At 64.7% G+C, this 16,595-nt stretch carries 9 protein-coding genes; 2 read left to right on the top strand and 7 right to left on the bottom strand.

Annotated features, from left to right (window positions below):
• Positions 1 to 21: 21 nt before the first annotated feature.
• Positions 22 to 999, top strand: coding sequence for a TRAP transporter substrate-binding protein (locus N2605_RS17025; RefSeq protein WP_035999237.1), 978 nt, complete (start codon positions 22 to 24; stop codon positions 997 to 999).
• A 54-nt stretch (positions 1,000 to 1,053) separates the two neighbouring features.
• Here the strand turns inward: N2605_RS17025 and N2605_RS17020 are convergent, their stop codons facing one another.
• From N2605_RS17020 to N2605_RS17005, 4 genes are all read right to left on the bottom strand, one after another.
• Complete coding sequence (locus N2605_RS17020; RefSeq protein WP_035999240.1) at positions 1,054 to 2,703, bottom strand: acyl-CoA synthetase; 1,650 nt, start codon at positions 2,701 to 2,703, stop codon at positions 1,054 to 1,056.
• A gap of 21 nt (positions 2,704 to 2,724) precedes the next feature.
• Positions 2,725 to 4,614, bottom strand: a complete 1,890-nt coding sequence (locus N2605_RS17015) for a TRAP transporter large permease (RefSeq protein WP_260347292.1) — start codon at positions 4,612 to 4,614, stop codon at positions 2,725 to 2,727.
• Positions 4,615 to 4,644: 30 nt separating this feature from the next.
• Complete coding sequence (locus tag N2605_RS17010) at positions 4,645 to 5,676, bottom strand: TRAP transporter substrate-binding protein (protein ID WP_260347291.1); 1,032 nt, start codon at positions 5,674 to 5,676, stop codon at positions 4,645 to 4,647.
• A gap of 571 nt (positions 5,677 to 6,247) precedes the next feature.
• Positions 6,248 to 6,685 carry a tripartite tricarboxylate transporter substrate-binding protein gene (locus N2605_RS17005; protein ID WP_260347290.1) on the bottom strand — a complete coding sequence of 146 codons (438 nt, stop codon included), beginning with the start codon at positions 6,683 to 6,685 and terminating at the stop codon, positions 6,248 to 6,250.
• Here N2605_RS17005 and N2605_RS17000 point away from each other — a divergent pair.
• Entirely contained in the window at positions 6,677 to 10,798 is a 4,122-nt protein-coding gene (locus tag N2605_RS17000) for a Dyp-type peroxidase (RefSeq protein WP_260347289.1), read from the top strand. The genes N2605_RS17005 and N2605_RS17000 overlap by 9 nt on opposite strands.
• A gap of 27 nt (positions 10,799 to 10,825) precedes the next feature.
• Here the strand turns inward: N2605_RS17000 and N2605_RS16995 are convergent, their stop codons facing one another.
• The 3 genes from N2605_RS16995 to fsrB form a co-directional block, all read right to left on the bottom strand.
• Positions 10,826 to 13,915 carry an ATP-binding protein gene (locus N2605_RS16995; protein WP_260347288.1) on the bottom strand — a complete coding sequence of 1,030 codons (3,090 nt, stop codon included), beginning with the start codon at positions 13,913 to 13,915 and terminating at the stop codon, positions 10,826 to 10,828.
• 302 nt (positions 13,916 to 14,217) lie between these two features.
• Complete coding sequence (locus tag N2605_RS16990) at positions 14,218 to 15,045, bottom strand: hypothetical protein (RefSeq protein WP_260347287.1); 828 nt, start codon at positions 15,043 to 15,045, stop codon at positions 14,218 to 14,220.
• A gap of 87 nt (positions 15,046 to 15,132) precedes the next feature.
• Positions 15,133 to 16,425 carry a siderophore utilization protein FsrB gene (gene fsrB / locus N2605_RS16985; protein WP_225188902.1) on the bottom strand — a complete coding sequence of 431 codons (1,293 nt, stop codon included), beginning with the start codon at positions 16,423 to 16,425 and terminating at the stop codon, positions 15,133 to 15,135.
• Positions 16,426 to 16,595 lie beyond the last annotated feature (170 nt).

The following is a 16,595-nucleotide window of genomic DNA, read 5'->3' as shown; positions in this document are numbered from 1 at the left end:
TCGACTGTGAGGAGAAGTCCGATGATGTCTCGTTTATTCCACGCATCTTTGATTGCCGGCGTTGTGCTGGCCGCGACACCTGCCTTGGCTCAGACCAAATGGAACCTGCCGGCAGCGTATCCTGCGGACAATCCGCACTCCGAAAACCTGGTCGCGTTCGCCAAGGACGTCGAAGCCGCCACCTCGGGCAAGCTCCAGATCACGGTTCATCCGGGCGCCTCGCTGTTCAAGGCCCCCGACATCAAGCGCGCCGTGGTGACCGGGCAGGCGCAGATGGGTGAGGTGCTGCTGTCGATCCACGAGAACGAAGACCCGATCTTCGGCGTCGACGTCGTGCCGTTCCTCGCGACCAGCTTCCCCGAGGCGACGAAGCTGTATCAGGCCTCCAAGCCTGCGATCGCCAAGAAGCTCGACGCGCAAGGTCTCAAGCTGCTGTTCGTGGTGCCGTGGGCACCGCAGGGCGTCTACGTCAACAAGCCGCTGGCCACGATCGAGGACATGAAGGGTCTGAAGTGGCGCGCCTACAATGTCGGGACCGCGCGGATCGGCGAACTGGTCGGCGCGCAATCGGTCACGATCCAGGCTGCGGAACTGCCACAGGCGTTGGCGACCGGCGTGGTGAACTCCTTCATGTCGTCGGGCGGCACCGGCTACGATTCGAAGGCGTGGGAGTCGCTCAAATACTTCTATGACGTGCAGGCCTGGATTCCGAAGAACTACACTTTCGTCAACAAGGCTGCGTTCGAGGCGCTCGACAAGCCGACCCAGGAGGCCATCCTGAAGGCCGCCGCCACCGCGGAGACGCGCGGCTGGAAGGCTTGGGAAGAGAAGGCCAATTGGTACCTCGGTCAGCTCAAGGCCAAAGGCATGACTGTCGAGCCGCCGAGCCCGGCACTGAAGGCCGGCTTCCAGAAGATCGGCGACCAGCTCACGGCCGACTGGCTTAAGAAGGCAGGGGCCGACGGTCAGGCGGTGCTCGACGCCTACAAGAAGATGTGAGGATGAGAGAGCTTCCACCCGCCGCAGGCGGGCGGAAGCTTCTTTGGCCGCTGATCAGGCCGAGATCGCCTTCACCGAGCCGACTTCGTTGCGCAGCAGGAACTTTTGGATCTTGCCCGTGGACGTCTTCGGGATCGGCCCGAACACGACCGCCTTCGGCGTCTTGAAGCCGGACATCTGGCTGCGGCAGAAGGCGATGATTTCCGCCTCGCTGGCACTGGCGCCCTCTTTCAGTTCGACGAAGGCGCAGGGCACTTCACCCCATTTCGGATCGGGCTTTGCCACCACGGCCGCGAACAGCACGGCCGGGTGCTTGTAGAGGATGTCCTCGACCTCGACCGAGGAAATGTTCTCGCCGCCGGAGATGATGATGTCCTTGGAGCGATCCTTGATGATGACGTAGCCGTGCTCGTCGAGCACGCCGAGATCGCCGGTGTGGAACCAGCCGCCTTCGAAAGCTTCCTTCGTCGCCTTCTCGTTCTTCAGGTAGCCCTTCATCACGATGTTGCCGCGGAACATGACCTCGCCGATGGTCTCGCCGTCGCGCGGCACCTGCTGCATCGTTTGCGGGTTGATCACGGTGACGCTTTCCTGCAGCGGGTAGGGCACGCCCTGCCGGCGCTTCATGCGCGCGCGCTCGGCGGCGGGCAGGTCATCCCAGCCCGGCTGCTCGGCGCAGACGGAGGCGGGGCCGTAGACCTCGGTCAGGCCGTAAACATGCGTCAGCTTGATGCCGATGCTTTCGGCGCCTTCCAGCACCGCGACCGGCGGCGCTGCGCCCGCGATCAGGCCGACGACGCGGCGGGCCGCATCGCCCTTTGGTGCATCGGGCGCGTTGATCAGCGTGTTGTAGACGATCGGCGCGCCGCACATATGGGTGACGCCGTGTTGCTTGATCAGCTCGAAGATCCTGGTCGGCTCGACCTTGCGCAGGCAGACATTGATGCCGGCGGCCGCCGCAATGGTCCAGGGAAAGCACCAGCCGTTGCAGTGGAACATCGGCAGCGTCCAGAGATAGACCGGATGCTGGCCGAGATTGCCGGCGAGGATGTTGCTGACGGCGTTCAGATAGGCGCCGCGATGATGGGTGACGACGCCCTTGGGATTGCCCGTCGTGCCCGAGGTGTAGCTCAGCGCAATCGCGTCCCATTCATCGCTCGGCGTGATCGGCGCGAAGCCTGGATCGCCTTCGGCGACGGCTGCCTCGTATTCGATCTCGCCGATGCGGGTGCCGCCCTTGAACGATGCATCGTCGACGTCGACCACCAGCGGCTTGGGGCCGGTCATCTGCGCCAGGGCCGCAGTGATGACGCCTGAAAACTCTGGATCGACCAGGATGATTTTCGCGCCGCCATGATCGAGCTGGAACGCGATCGAAGGCGCATCGAGGCGGATGTTGAGCGCGTTGAGCACGGCGCCGGTCATGGGCACCGCGAAGTGCGCCTCGTTCATCGCGGGAATGTTCGGCAGCATCGCCGCGACGGTGTCGCCGACGCCGATGCCCTTGCTCGAAAGCCACGAGGCGAACCGCCGGCAGCGCTCATAGGTCTGAGCCCAGGTGAAGCTGCGGCCTTCATAGACCGTGCTGACGTGATCGGGATAGACCGCGGCGCTGCGCGCGAGGAAGCTCAGCGGGCTCAGCGGCACATAGTTGGCTTGCGTCTTGTCGAGGCCGATATTGTACGGATTCTGTCGCTCGCTCATCGACACCCTCCTTAAACCGCATCAAAGAAATCCGATCGAGATCCAGGGGAAGATCGCGACGATGATCAATCCCACCAGCAGCGCCAGCAGATAGCCCCAGATCGGCCTGATGCCTTCGGCCGGATCGACGCGCCCGATGGCGCAGGCGGCATAATAGCCGACGCCGAACGGCGGGGCGAATAGCCCGATACCCATGGCGAGAATGATCACCATGGCGTAGTGCACCTCGTGCACGCCGACGGCGCGGGCGATCGGAAACAGCAGCGGTCCGAACAGCACGATCGCCGGGATGCCCTCCAGCACGCTGCCGAGGATGGTGAAGGCCAGGATCGACACGGCGATGAAGGTCGCAGCCCCGCCCGGCAATCCCGTCATGGCTGCAGCCAGCGAGCGCGAGAAGCCGGATTGGGTCAGGCCCCAGGCCATGCCGGTCGCCGTGCCGATGATCAGGAGGATCGCACCCGACAGCGCGGCGGTCTCGACGAGCATCGGAAACAGCCGCCGCCAGTCGAAGCGGCGGTAGATCAGAAGGCCCACGAGGGCGCCATAGACGATGCCGATGGTGGAGACTTCGGTGGCGGTCGCGATGCCCTCGACCACGGCATAGCGGATCACGAAGGGCAGAGCGAGCGCGGGCAGGGCGATGACGAAGGTCTTGCCGATCTCGGATGCCGTCGCGCGGCGGACGTGGCCCATGTCCTCGTGGCGGTAGCGCCACCACACCAGCATGCAGAGCGTGACGGCGAGCACGACGCCGGGCAGGAGGCCGCCGGTGAAGAGGGCGGCGATAGAGACGCCCGTGACCGAGCCGATCGTGATCAGCACGAGGCTGGGCGGGATGGTCTCGGTCTGGGCGCCGGTGGCCGCCAGCAGCGCGACGAGATCGCCGGGCTTGGCGCCGCGCTCTTTCATCTCCGGGAACAGCACGGGCGCGACTGCCGCCATGTCGGCCGCCTTGGCGCCAGAGATGCCGGAGACGAGGTACATCGCGCCGACGAGCACGTAATGCAGGCCGCCCCTGATATGGCCAAGCAGGCTTGCCAGGAACGCCACCATGGCCCGCGCCATGCCGGTCATCTCGATCAGCAACCCCAGAAACACGAACAGCGGCACGGAAAGCAGGATGAGGTGGCTCATGCCCTCGTCCATGCGCCCGACCAGCACCATGACCGGCGTGCGCGTGGTCAGCGCGAGATAGCCGTAGATCGCAAGACCAAAGCCGAACGCAATGGGAACCCCGGCAAACACGCAGAAGCCGGCGACGCCGACGAAGAAGATGATGAGGTTGAGATTGCCGAGCGGTCGCAGCAATGGCTCGGCCAGCCAGAACAGGCCGATCACGACCGCAACCGACAGCACGGCGGCCGCAACCATTCGGTAGTCGGCCGCGCGCACGAGCCGCAGCAAGGCGAAGGCCGCCATCAGGCCGATGCCGGCCGGCAGCGCGGCGGCGCGCCACATATTGGAGATCTGCAGCGCCGGCGTCGTGATGTAGCTTTCTTCATAGGCGTAGTCGAAGGCCGGCCACACAATCAGGATCAGGAACGCCAGGGCCGCGGAGGTCGCGACCAGATCGAGATAGGCCCGCATCGCCGGCCTGGCGCTGGCGACGACGGCCGTCATGCGCATGTGCTCGGAGCGGCGGAACGCGACCGCCGCTCCCAGCATGGCGAGCCACAGGAACAGGATCGAGGCGAGCTCGTCCGACCAGATCAGCGGCCGGTGCAGGCCGTAGCGAGCGACCACGCCGGCAAACAGGATCACGATCTCGGCGACCACCAGGATCGCCGTGGGGATTTCGACGACGAGGCCGAGCACGCGCTCGACTGAGGCCAGCAGCGAAGGTCGGCGAGGGGACTGCAACGTCACCTCGCCCACAGCTTCGGTCATCTCGATCTCGACATGAGCCATCCTGATACCGACCTCGACGGCCCCAACGTGCTACGACAGCTTGCCGACGGCCTTCTCCAGAAGCTCCCAGGCCTGATCGCCATATTTGCCCTTCCATTCGGCATAGAAGCCGGCGGAGCGCAGCTTGTCGCGGAACGGCGCGATGGCCGGCTGGTTGAAGGCCAGGCCCTTGCCCGCGAGCTCCTGCTGCAGGTTGGCGTTCAGCTTGGCGGTATCCTCACGCTCCTTGACGGCGGCGGCATTGATGTTCCTGGCGACGACGGTGCGCACGTCCTGCGGCAGCTTTTCCCAGGCTCTGCGATTGGCCAGGAACCAGAATCCGTCCCACATGTGGTTGGTCAGCGAGCAGTACTTCTGCACCTCGTAGAGCTTGCCGGTCGAGATGATGGCCAGCGGGTTCTCCTGGCCCTCGACGATCTTGGTCTGGAGCGCGGAATAAACCTCGCTGAAATTGATCGAGGCGGGCGCGGCATCGAACGCCTTGAACATCGAGGTCCACAGCGGCGACACCGGCACGCGGATCTTGAAGCCCTTGAGATCGTCAGGCCCGGCGATCGGCCTGGTCGACGACGTGGTCTGGCGGAAGCCGTTGTCCCAGATCTTGTCCATGACCTCGAGGCCGGCCTTCTTGATCTCGCCGCGGACATGGGCGCCGAGATCGCCGTCCATGGCCTTCCAGACCGTGTCGTAGTCCGGGAACGCGAAGCCGATGCCGTTGATGGACGCCGCCGGCACCAGGGTCGACAGGATCAGGCCGGACAGCGTGAAGAACTCGACGCCGCCGGAGCGGATCTGGCTCAGCATGTCGGTGTCGGAGCCGAGCTGATTGTTCGGGAAGATTTGCAGGTCGAACTTGCCGCCTGTCTCGGTCTTGATCGCCGCCGCCATCTCCTTGGCACGGACGTTGAGCGGATGGGTGTCGGGCAGGTTATTGGCGTACTTGTAGGTGAACTCGGCGCTCTGGGCGCGAGCCACATGGGGCGCACCGAGGCCGCCCAGGACCGCGGTCGCGGCGGAAGCCTTGAGAAGCGTGCGTCGGGAATAGCGCGTGGAAAGGACCATGGGTCTGCTTCCTCGGAAGGTTTGTTGTTGTTCTGAGATGCAAACCTATACGGGCGGTCGGCCTTAGGGTCATCTGCGATCTCGCGGATGCCTCGCTTATTGCAGCCGGACAAGGTCACGGCAATATCGGCTTTCGCAGACCTCGACCCGTTTCAAAACCTGAAAAACAACCCCATGCACAGTAGACGTCAAGAGCTAAGACGACGGCCGACGCGCAGACGGAGATACGGGCTTTGGCGAAGGTCGGATGTCAGCAATTCCGCACAAATGATTGATCTCATTGTACATAAATATATTCCATAATATACCTTATGCGAATTACGGATGTGCCGGGCACCAGGCCAATGTCCTGCGGCGATTTCGACGATGCTACGTTGATCTGGTTCTGCCGACTGGTACCCCAAGTGATCGGCGGCTTCCTCCTCTGGCAACGTGACGATGCGGCTGCGGCGCGAGCCTACCTCCAAGCTCCGGCGGTCGGCGGAAGCCCAGACGCCGCGATCCACCGGCTGGTGATCGCCCTAATCGAGGTCTCTTCCGCCTCGGCCAGTCCCCTCTCCCCGAACGTCCGCTATTCGGTCTTGACGTTGCGTTCCTCGATCACCTTGCGCCAGGACGGGATTTCTGCGGCGATCAGGGCGTGCAGTTCGGCAGGCGTGCTGGCCTTGGCCTCCACGCCATAGGAGAGAAACCGATCCCGTATTTGCGGCATCGCCAGCACCGTGCCAAGCGCAGCGTTGAGCTTGGCCAAGACGTCTGGCGGAGTGCCGGCAGGCGCGAGAATGCCGAACCACGTTTCGACCGAATAGCCCTTCAAGGCACTGCCGATGGATGCCGCACCGGGAGCAACCGGAGAAGGACCGGGCGAGGAAACCCCGAGCAGCTTCAGCTTGCCGGAGCGGATGTGCTCGTTCAGCGTATCGGACGTGGTGGTGAGCAGAATGTCGACCTCGCCGGCAAAGATGGCGAGCGTCGTCGGCGCCTGGCCCCGGTATGGGACGTGGACCATCTGCAGACCTGCCTGATTGAGGAAGCGTTCCGTGCTCAGATGCCCGAAGCCGATATCGCCCCTTACCGAGCTCAAACCCGAGGTCGCTCAGTCCTGGTGGATTGCGCTGCTCCGGCGAACTTTCCGACCGCTGACCGCAACGGAAAGTTCGGAAAGTGTGGGCCAGTTCATACAATCGAGCGGCCGCGAGCCGCACTATTCGCAAATAGCGTTGCATTGCGAAACACGTTTCGGTTGCCGGGCTCAGGCGCGAAATGGCCTCAAGTCTGCGTGCGACCCGGGGGAGCCAAAAACATGCGTCGTGATTTGACCATCAAGACCGGCAGCATGGCCGGCACGTCCGATTTCAGGGTGATGGCTCCGATCAAGAAGGGATTCGTGCCGTCCCTGGATGCGACCACGTACAAGACCCGCGTCAAATACGTGCTACGGGCGCTGAATGGCGGACGCGCCAACGCGTATGAATACGAGCTCGCCCGCGTGCTGACCGATTCCGTTGACCGCGTCGGGCGGATCCACTCGGTGGGCATCGCCGTGCTCGAACCCGAGGACGAATCCGTGGACGGCGTGGACTATGTGCTGCTGACCGCCACGTTCGACGGCTCCTGGGAAGCCTATGTCCGCGTCATCTGGCAGAAGGCCGCCCGGCTGCTCGACCTCATCTTCTGCAATACCGATGGTTATGTGCTCGGATACGAGAACACGTACGAAAACTGGGGTATCTGGCTCAAGAGCAAGCAGACCGAAGCCTATTTCCTCTATGCCACTCCCGACCTGACCGTGGATGACACGCGCTTGCTGCGAATGGAGGAGCGGGTCTATCGGCGCGCCTCTGGCGCCGGCGCCGACAAGATCGTCACGCGGATCAGGATTCCCTCGCCGGAAGACATCGCGCGACACTCGATATTCGAGGTCGACGGCCAGGTCGGCGTCGATCCGACCAATGCCGGCTTCAGCAAACCGCTCAGCATCGAAGCCGCCGCCCGGCCTCCGTTTCGCCACGGCATCCGCGCACTGGCGGGACTCTACCGTCTGGCCGACTTCTATCCGCCGGGGACGCATGACGGGGTGCTTCTGCATCGGGCCGGCCACGAGCTGCTGCCGGAATTCGTCACCATGATCAACGACCCCACCTACGCGGAAGGCGTCAAGCGCGCTCGCCGGCGCTATGATGAGGCCCTGCGCTGGTTGATGACCCCGCCCGATTTGGCGCCGGTACGGCGCAACCTGCCTCTCGCCCCGCCGGCCGAACTGCCGTTGCAGGATCGCGGTAACGTGCAAGGCGGAATTCTGACCGCCTACAATTCAGATCACGGCTGCCTGCTGCTGCTGCAGTTCGCCAATCCGGCCGCACTGGCCGCGTTTCTCGACGTCCTCGAGGTGACTTCCGAAGCCGACGTTCTGACGCCGGGGCAGATCGTCACCAACATCGCATTCACGGTCGAGGGACTGCGTCAGGCCGGCCTGTCGGACGAAGAGGTGCGCACTCTGCCGGAAGAGTTCGTGCAGGGCATGGAAAGACGCGCCGGCCTGCTCGGCGACGTGCGCTGGAATCATCCGCAGCGATGGCGCCTTCCCGCCAGCAATTGGGCGCTCGGGACCGACGCGCCGGACCTGCCCGAAGGCGACCCGGCGCCGCGCATCAGCATGAGCTCGGTCCATGCCGTCCTTCAACTCCGCCTGTTGCTGTCCAAGGACGCGCAGACGACGGCGGATGCGAGACATGCGTTGATGGCCGAAATGAAGCGCCTGGTCGGGGTCGATGCGGGTATCAGGCCCCTTTCGATCCAATGGATGCAGCGGCAGCGCGACAAGAGATCCCGCGACATGCAGGACCATTTCGGGTTCGCCGACGGCAGTTCGAACCCGGTGCTGCGTGAGTGCGAGGCCGGAACGTACTATTCCAATCGGGTGCATCTCGGCGAAATTCTGTGCGGCTATCCGAACATCGCCGACGAGACGGCGCCGTTCGGCAACGCGACCAATCGTGCTCACGCGATGCTCCGCGACGGCAGCTTCATGGCGCTGCGCAAGCTGCGACAGGACGTCGAGCAGCTCGAGAATGTGCTTGCCCGCGCGACGCGACAGGCAGCCGAGATGGCCGGACCGGACGCACCTGCCCTGACGCGCGAGACGCTGATGGCCAAGATGATGGGACGCTGGCCGACCGGCCATCCCCAGGCCGGGCAACCCCTGACCCCTACTCCGCCCCCTGACAAAGGCCACAACGACTTCAACTACGACGCCGACCCGCAGGCCCAATCGTGCCCGTTTCACGCGCACATACGGCGCGCCAATCCGCGCGTGTCGATCACCAAGGCGGATGCCGGCGCCCGGCCCCCACGGATTGTCAGGCGCGGCATGTCCTACGGGCCGCCCGTCGACCCGCAAGCCGCCAAATCCGGCCAGCAAGCAGAGCGGGGCCTGGTTTTCATGGCCTACAATGCCAGCCTCGGCGAGCAGTTCGAGGTGGTGCAGAGCTGGCTCTCTGGCGGCAACAGCGCGGGTTCGTCCTCAGGGGTCAGCGATCCTTTCCTCGGCCTCGCCGAGCCTGGCCGGCTCCGGCATTTCCGTTTCGAGCATGAAGGCCAGACCATTCGCGTGGCGCTGGACGGCTCGGACCGGCTCCACGACGAACCTCGTCCGTTCGTTCGGCTGGAATGGGGAGCATATTTCTTTGCGCCATCGAAGAAGGCGCTTGCCGATCTAAAGCAATGGGCGGCGAGCCAGGGGTACAAACCGGCCGTGACGTGGTCCGCGGATCAGGGGGAAAAAGAGATCGCGCGTCTGCGCCTGATCGAGCGCCAGCAGGGCGAAGCCGCGGCGATGGCCGCGTGGAAGACAGCGCTCGAAGATCCGGATTCAGCCTCGCATTTCGTCAACGCCTCGATCTGGGCTGCGATCCGCGAGCGCCACGGCGGCGCACTTCGCACGCCCTTCGGGGTCTTGGTGGCCGACCGCGACATGGTCTACAAGGTGTTCGCCGATTCCGACACCAAGCTGACCATCACCGGCTATCTTCCCCGCATGCTGCGGTCGTTCGGCATCCTCTATCTTGGCCGCGACGCCGGGCAGCCAGACCAAGTCTACGAGCAGGAATCCGAGGCCTGCAACGCCGCGATCATGGCCCTTGACCAGCCCGCCGCATTCGAGCTGGCGCGCGCGGTCACACAGAAGGTGCTGGGCTTGTTTGTCAAGCAGACGATCGACTATGCCGCCAGCGACGGCGAAGCGAGCTGGGAGCTGACCGTCGACGTGCACGAATTGGTGGATCCGCTGCTCGCCGCCTTCTGCGAAGCGTGGTTCGGGTTGAGTGAAGACGGGGGGCATTTCCGCCGTGTCGGCTATCGTTGGGATTGGACGCCGGGCGAGCCGCCCGGCTATCCCGGGCATTTCCTGTCGCCTTCGCGCTACATATTCCAGCCTCATCCGAACGCGACAGTGGAGGCGATCGGCGCGGCGCATGGCGACGCTGCGCGCCGTGCGATGGAAGGTTTCCTGACGCAGTTCGGGCCGACGAACGCGCCGGTGACGAAGGCTGTTTACAACTCGCCGCGGGGCACCGGCGACATTCCCTTCGTGGCGCGCACGGTCGCCGGCGCCATGATGGGATTCATTCCGACCGTCGACGGCAACCTGCGACGGATATTGAACGAATGGCTGCGCGAAGGAACGCTATGGGCGTTGCGCGCTCGCTATGCCGGCACGAAGGCAAAGAACTACATGGACGCCCTCAACCGGCTGAGAGACGACTTCATCCCGGCGATGCAACTTCGCGCGGTGCCCGAACTGATCTGGCGGACGGCCGTCGTTTCGCAAACCATCGGGGGTGTCGAGGTGAGGCCTGGCGACGTCATCGTCGCCGGCGCGGTCTCCGCCACCCAGCAAAGTCTCGCCGAAGGCCGCCAGGACATCTACCACGCCTTCGGCGGCAACCGCAGGGTCGCGGGGCATCCGACGCATTCATGTCCCGGAGCAGACCCGGCACTGGCGGTGATGCTGGGTTTCTTCAGCGCACTGGTGGAGACGGAGCTACCCTTGCGGACCGGCCCCATTCCAATGAGCCTGACGATGGACGGAAGAGTTCCCGCACCGAGCCCACCTCCACCCTAGAGCCGTGTAAGGAAAGGTGCGCAGGGGTTAGACGGCACAATGCCGAGCGAGCTGATCGTTGGCGTAGCCGACGGGTATGCCAATGACGAGCCTGATCGTCTCCTCCGCATGCCAGTGCATGCCGAGCGCGCGCAGCTTCTCGGCGGCTTCCATCATGGTCTGGCGGGCCGCCTCGCCCCGGCCCTGCCCTGCGAGAAGCTCGCCGCGCAGGGCCAGGTTCAGGGCCGCATCGCGCAGCGAACCACGCCAGCCTGCGGAAGTTTCAGCCCGTCGCAACCAGCGCTCGCTAAGGCCGAGATCCTGGCGCAGGGCTGCGAGCTTCGCCAGCGAGCGGCATGCCGCCGCCTCGCCCAGTCGCTCGCCTTCGCGTGCGCGGCGCAGGACATGGGCGGCATACCGCCGCGCCGTCTCGACATCGCCTTCGGCGGTCGCCGCCTCGACGAGCCAGCTATACTGAACCGACGTGTAGAATTGAAAATTGCGCCGCTCCATCCATTCGGCGGCGTTCCGCAACTGCAGCAAGCCATCGGCGTCGCCGGTCGCCGACCAGCGGGCAAATCCCGAGGCTGCCCGGCAATCCGCCAGAAGCAGCAGGCTGCGCGTGTTCTCGGCGATGCGCGCCCCTTCCACGGCGAGTTGCTCCGCCTCCTGCCAGCGGCCCTGCCAGATCAGCGCGACCGCAATCCAGTTGCGCACGGAGTTGACGACCGGGTGGGTCGAGCCTCCGACCAGAGCCATGGCTTCACTGAAACAGGCGTGGGCGCCCTCGAAATCGCCGCGGTCCGCCAGGATACCGCCCTTGCACGACAGCGCGTAGGCCGCTCCGAAGGATATCGCACCATGCCGCCGGCTGCGCTGCTGCTTGGTCGAAATGGCAGCGTCGATCAAGGCGATCGCTTCGTCGTACTGACAGCTTGCAGCCAGAATCTGCCCGAGCGTCGCTTCGATCTGGGCGATCAGGCGACGATCTTCGAGCTTGCGCGCCAATTCCAGTGCCGTCCGCGTGTGCGTCACGGCCTCGCGGAAGCGGCCAAACCCGTAACACATGTAGCCGAGCCATTCATAGGCGCTGGCCATTGCGGCGGTCTCGCCGAGGGAGGACGCGATCGCAACCGCGCGTTCGAACACAGAGGTGTCGTCGGTCAGCGACAGCGGGTCGAAGATATTGGCCATCGCCAGCTTGTTGGCCAGCAGGCACCAGCGCAGCGATTGCTCGCGCGAGCGATCGGGCACGCGATCCAGCGCCTGCATCGCGACCTGGTACTGCGCACTGGCACGATCGAGCGCAAATGCAGCCATGGCCTTGTCGCCGGCACGTTCAGCATAATGGGCTGCGCTTTCCCAATGACCTGCGCCTTGCGAATGGTAGGCCAGAGCTTCCATCGCATCCTCGCGATCAGCCTGCTCGGACCGCGCCAGCAGGGTGTCTTCGATCCGCTTGTGCAATGCCTGACGCTCGTGCAGGCCAATGGTGTCGTAGACCGCATCGCGCGTGATGCCGTGCTTGAAGCGAAGGACGCCGCCCGCTGGATCCGCAAAGAGAAAGTCCGCATCCGCCAATGCCCGCACGATGGCCGGGTCGGGTTCGCTGCCGCAGGCCGAAACCAGCAACCCGTGCGGCACGGTGTTGCCGATAACGGCCGCGGCGCGCACCACCTTCGCCTCATCGGGCGGCAGGCGTGCCAGGCGCGAAGCGACCAGGGTTGCGATCCAGCCCTGTTTGCTGCGCGCTTCGAACGAGGCAGGATCGTTGGCGGCGATGGAATGGCAGAGCTCTTCGATGAACAACGGCACCCCGCCCGCATAGGCATGGATGCGGGCTACGAGGAAGGGATCGGCCTGCGGGACCCAACGTCGTACGGCAAAGTCGGTTTCCGGCCCCTGAAACGGTTCGAGAAATAGGTGCGGTGCGCCGGAAATCCATTCGCTGCCGTCCTCGCGCGGCCGGCTGGCGAGGATGACGTGAGGTCCGTTGGGCAATTCCAGCAAAGCCTGCAGCAATTGGCGGCTCGCGTCGTCGGACCATTGCCAGTCGTCGATCACCAGCACCAGCGGGCCATGTGCCGACAGTCCGGTGAAGAACCCGAGCAGATCGCCGACGACGCCGTCGACGGTGATGCGGCCGCCACGCGCATCGGCGCCGGCCGACGCCAGTGCCAGGATCGATTCTGCATTCGGACCGAGCTGGGCCGCCCATGGCTCCAGAGCCGCGCGCGCCGTCTCCTTTGCCTCGGCGAGGGAGGCGTCCGCTCGAATTCCCAGCGCAGCGCGCAGCATTTGCAGGAATGGTTGCAGAACCTCGGCACCGACGTAACTCTCGCAACTGCCTCGCAGCAGCCTGATGCGCTCGGTGCCGACGTGCCCCAGCACCTCTTCCAGAAGGCGCGTCTTGCCGAGTCCGGGCCCGCCGACGACCACCGCGCAGCGTTGCGCCTGCGCAGGTGCTTCGCTCAGAAAGCGTGTCAGGAAGCCGAATATCTCGTTGCGGCCGATGAAGGGTGTCAGGCCCCGGCGCGAGGTTGCCTCGAAGCGTCGGGTCGCCGTGCTACGACCCAACACCAGCCTCGCCTGCGGCATTCCCGAAGCCGCTGGGAGGTGGGCGGCGAGCTCGAAGAAGTTGGCATGCGGCCCAAGGGCATCGAGGCTGGCCAGGATCTGATCCGGACCGGCGTGGCGCGACAGGTGCGCTGCCGTGTTCACGACATCGCCGATCAGGTCATACCGGCCGGACTCGATGTCGCCTTGGGTCAGGAGCACGGTGCCGGCATGGATACCCGAATGCATTCGAAGCGGCATCAGCGCCGGCGATACGCCATCGTGGCGCAGCTCTCCGACCCATTCGTGAATATCGAGTGCTGCTTCCGCAGCACGACGACCGTCATCTTCGCCGGATTGGGGATAGCCGAAAATGGCGAGCGCACCGTCTCCCTGCGTTCGGATGATGCGACCACCGTGCTTCGCCACCGCGCGATGCCAGATCTGCCGCAACTGGCTGAGGAGTTCGGAAAGGTGCTCGGACTCGACATCCCGGCCCAGGGCGGTTGATCCGACAAGGTCGGAGAACAGCACCGTCAATCGATGACGTTCGCCTCTGGGGTCGCGGGTCTGCGTAATCATCGTCAATCGCAGCCAACTCGTTGACGAACCGCAAGAACGGTCTCCAGCGGGTGCCAGACCGGATGCAGCAAGTATCGCAAAAGGCCATAGTAACTCGCCCAACCCGCAAGTGGAAGCTCGCGGGGATTGCATCCGCCGAATATGGCGATCAGGACGACCGCATTGGCCTAACCTATTAAAAAACCTCATGTCTTCCGTTTGCCGACGGCGCGGCGCCGCCTCGCCTGCGCAGGCCAAGGCGTGGTTCAAAGCCGGTGGTTCACAGCCGGAGGATCACGGCGGAGAATATCGAGCTGGCATTCCTAGGGAAGCGGCAGCCGGTCCAGCTGGCTCTGCGCCGTCTTGACGGCGGCCGCATACCAGCTCTGGCTCGGGGCTTCCTTGGCGAAGCACGCCGTGAAGGCGGTCATTGCCTTGTCCTCGCGGGCCATCTCGCCGCGCGGGTCTTTCTTGTCGACGGGCTTTGCCATCATCTGCTTCCAGACCTTCTCGCAGGTCGGGATCGGGGCGGTCTTCACGGCCTCCCTTGCCGCGAGGAAATAGACCTTGTCGCCCTGGATCGCGACGACATCGATTTCGTCCGGCGGGCCTTTGAGGCCGCCATTGCCGCGCACGCCGAGCACAGCGGCTGCCACGCTCGCCTTGACCGGCTTGGTGATCGGCAGCTCTGCGTAGATCGCAAAGGCGGCGTCCTGGATGGCGTAATAATAGAAGCGGTCGGATTTCGACGCGGCGCCGCTGTCCTGAGGCATGCCGTCCTCGCGATGCTCGCCAAGCCAGTGCTTGAGCAGCCCGGTCGTGGTCACCACAGCCTGCATCTTGTCGCCTTCGGATGCGAAGCTCAGCCCGTCGAGATGGCCGAAGCCGATGTCGTCCTTGAACAGCGTATCGACGTTCGACTTGCCCTCGGCCGGGAGTCCCTTGATCGCGACCGGACCGACCAGGCCGCGCAGCACGCCGGCCAGCTCCTTCAGGGCCGCATCGTGCTGCTTGTAGATCTCGTCGCTCTCCTTGGCATTCGAGAATTTTGCGATGTAGCGGTCGCGCAGGTCGAGATAATGCTGCTCGGGCGCGGCCGCCCCGGCGGGCGCGGCCAGGACGAGCACGCAGAGCAAGGCAAGCAATCTCATTGCAATTCCGGAAGACTGGAGAGCGATCTCCCATCTTTGTGCCGAAGCCGCGTGCCAAGGTTCATCCATTGGCGGAACGCGGGTGCCCTACTCTGCCGGCGTCAGTTGCTCCCGGTTCAGCCGCACGGCCGCCGTCTCCCGCACGCGAACGCGGGCGCGGCGCTTGCGCCACCAGATCACGACGCCGGTGACAGAGAGCGCGGCGACCACGAGGCCCATCACCGAGATCAGGATACGCCCGAACAGTCCGACGATGCGGCCCGAATGCAGCGGAAACTGCGCCTGCACGAAGATGTCGGCGGCGGTGCCGACCCAGGGCAGCCGCTCGCCAATGGGGCGGCCGTCCTCGCTGTCGTAATAGAGCTGCGCCGGGCCGACGCCGCCGGCACCGTGATCGTCGCCGGGATGGAAGAACGCGGCGGCGTAGACGCCATGGGCCGGGCCGTAGCTGAGCGCGCCGACCGGGGTGGTCCAGCCTCGCGCCTTGCCGTCGGCGGCCGCGCGGGCAGCAATCTCGGCGAACGTCATCTTGGGCTCGATCGGATTATCGAGATCGCGATAGGGCCGCTGCTCATAGGGTGTCGGGGTGTAATTCGACACCATCTTCATCAGCGGCGAGAACACCTCGAAGTAGAGGTTCAGCGAAAACGCGGTGAAGGCGATGATGAACAGTACGCCCCACGTCCACAGGCTGAATGCGCGGTGGATGTCGAAATTGATCCGGTAGGCGCTGCCCGAGGTCTTGATGGTCCAGGCCGGCGCCCAGCGCGCCCAGAAGCCGCGCTCGAGCTGGCGCGCGACCTCAGGCGCCCGCGCGGCCTTGGCGCGCCGGCGCGAGGGCAGCGTCAGGTAGAAGCCGACGAAGCAATCGATGGTCCAGATGATGGCGATGATGCCGAGCACGCGCATGCCCCAGCGGTCGCTGCCCCAGAATTCCGGGATGTGCATCGTGTAGTGCAGCTTGTACAGAAACGAGACGAAATTCTCGCGCGTGACGGGCCAGACCGCGCCCCAATAGCGCCGGCCGAGCTCCGCACCCGTGTTGGGATCAAGGAAGACCTGGTTGTAGTCGAGCGGGTAACGCTTGCCGGTCGCGGGATCGATCCGCGGCATGACGAAGAACCACAGCGAGTGCCCCTCCTCCGGCGTCATGAAGAGATAGACGACGCGCGCACGCGGATCGCGCTGCTCGATCATCTTGGCAAGCTCGATCGAGGGTATGGCCGGGCCTTTGGTCGAGACGTCGAACAGGTGGCTGTTGAGGATGTCGTCGAGCTCGTGGTCCCAGGAGATGATCGCGCCGGTGATGCCGGAGAAGAACAGGAAGGCGGCCGTCAGCAGTCCCGCCCAGCGATGCAGTTTGCCGAATATCGCTCTCATCGCTCAGATCTCATTCCCACTGGACCCGGCCCCTCATTTGCCGGACCGCTTTTCGATTGGACTCGCCGCCGGCAGTTCAGCCGGTGGGCCTTCGGCCTAACGCAGGGACAGTTGCAGTGCGAGAGGTCCGACATTAGAATTTATCGAGACTGGCCAATCAGCTGCGCGAC

Source organism: Bradyrhizobium yuanmingense (assembly GCF_025200905.1).
Taxonomy (GTDB): domain Bacteria; phylum Pseudomonadota; class Alphaproteobacteria; order Rhizobiales; family Xanthobacteraceae; genus Bradyrhizobium; species Bradyrhizobium yuanmingense.
This window is presented reverse-complemented; position numbering and strand designations above follow the sequence as displayed.

Coding starts and splice junctions, on each gene's coding strand:
- N2605_RS17005 (WP_260347290.1), bottom strand. CDS start 6,685: ATGGTCCACGTCCCATACCGGGGCCAGGCGCCGACGACGCTCGCCATC.
- N2605_RS16990 (WP_260347287.1), bottom strand. CDS start 15,045: ATGAGATTGCTTGCCTTGCTCTGCGTGCTCGTCCTGGCCGCGCCCGCC.
- N2605_RS17015 (WP_260347292.1), bottom strand. CDS start 4,614: ATGGCTCATGTCGAGATCGAGATGACCGAAGCTGTGGGCGAGGTGACG.
- N2605_RS16995 (WP_260347288.1), bottom strand. CDS start 13,915: ATGATTACGCAGACCCGCGACCCCAGAGGCGAACGTCATCGATTGACG.
- fsrB (WP_225188902.1), bottom strand. CDS start 16,425: ATGAGAGCGATATTCGGCAAACTGCATCGCTGGGCGGGACTGCTGACG.
- N2605_RS17010 (WP_260347291.1), bottom strand. CDS start 5,676: ATGGTCCTTTCCACGCGCTATTCCCGACGCACGCTTCTCAAGGCTTCC.
- N2605_RS17025 (WP_035999237.1), top strand. CDS start 22: ATGATGTCTCGTTTATTCCACGCATCTTTGATTGCCGGCGTTGTGCTG.
- N2605_RS17020 (WP_035999240.1), bottom strand. CDS start 2,703: ATGAGCGAGCGACAGAATCCGTACAATATCGGCCTCGACAAGACGCAA.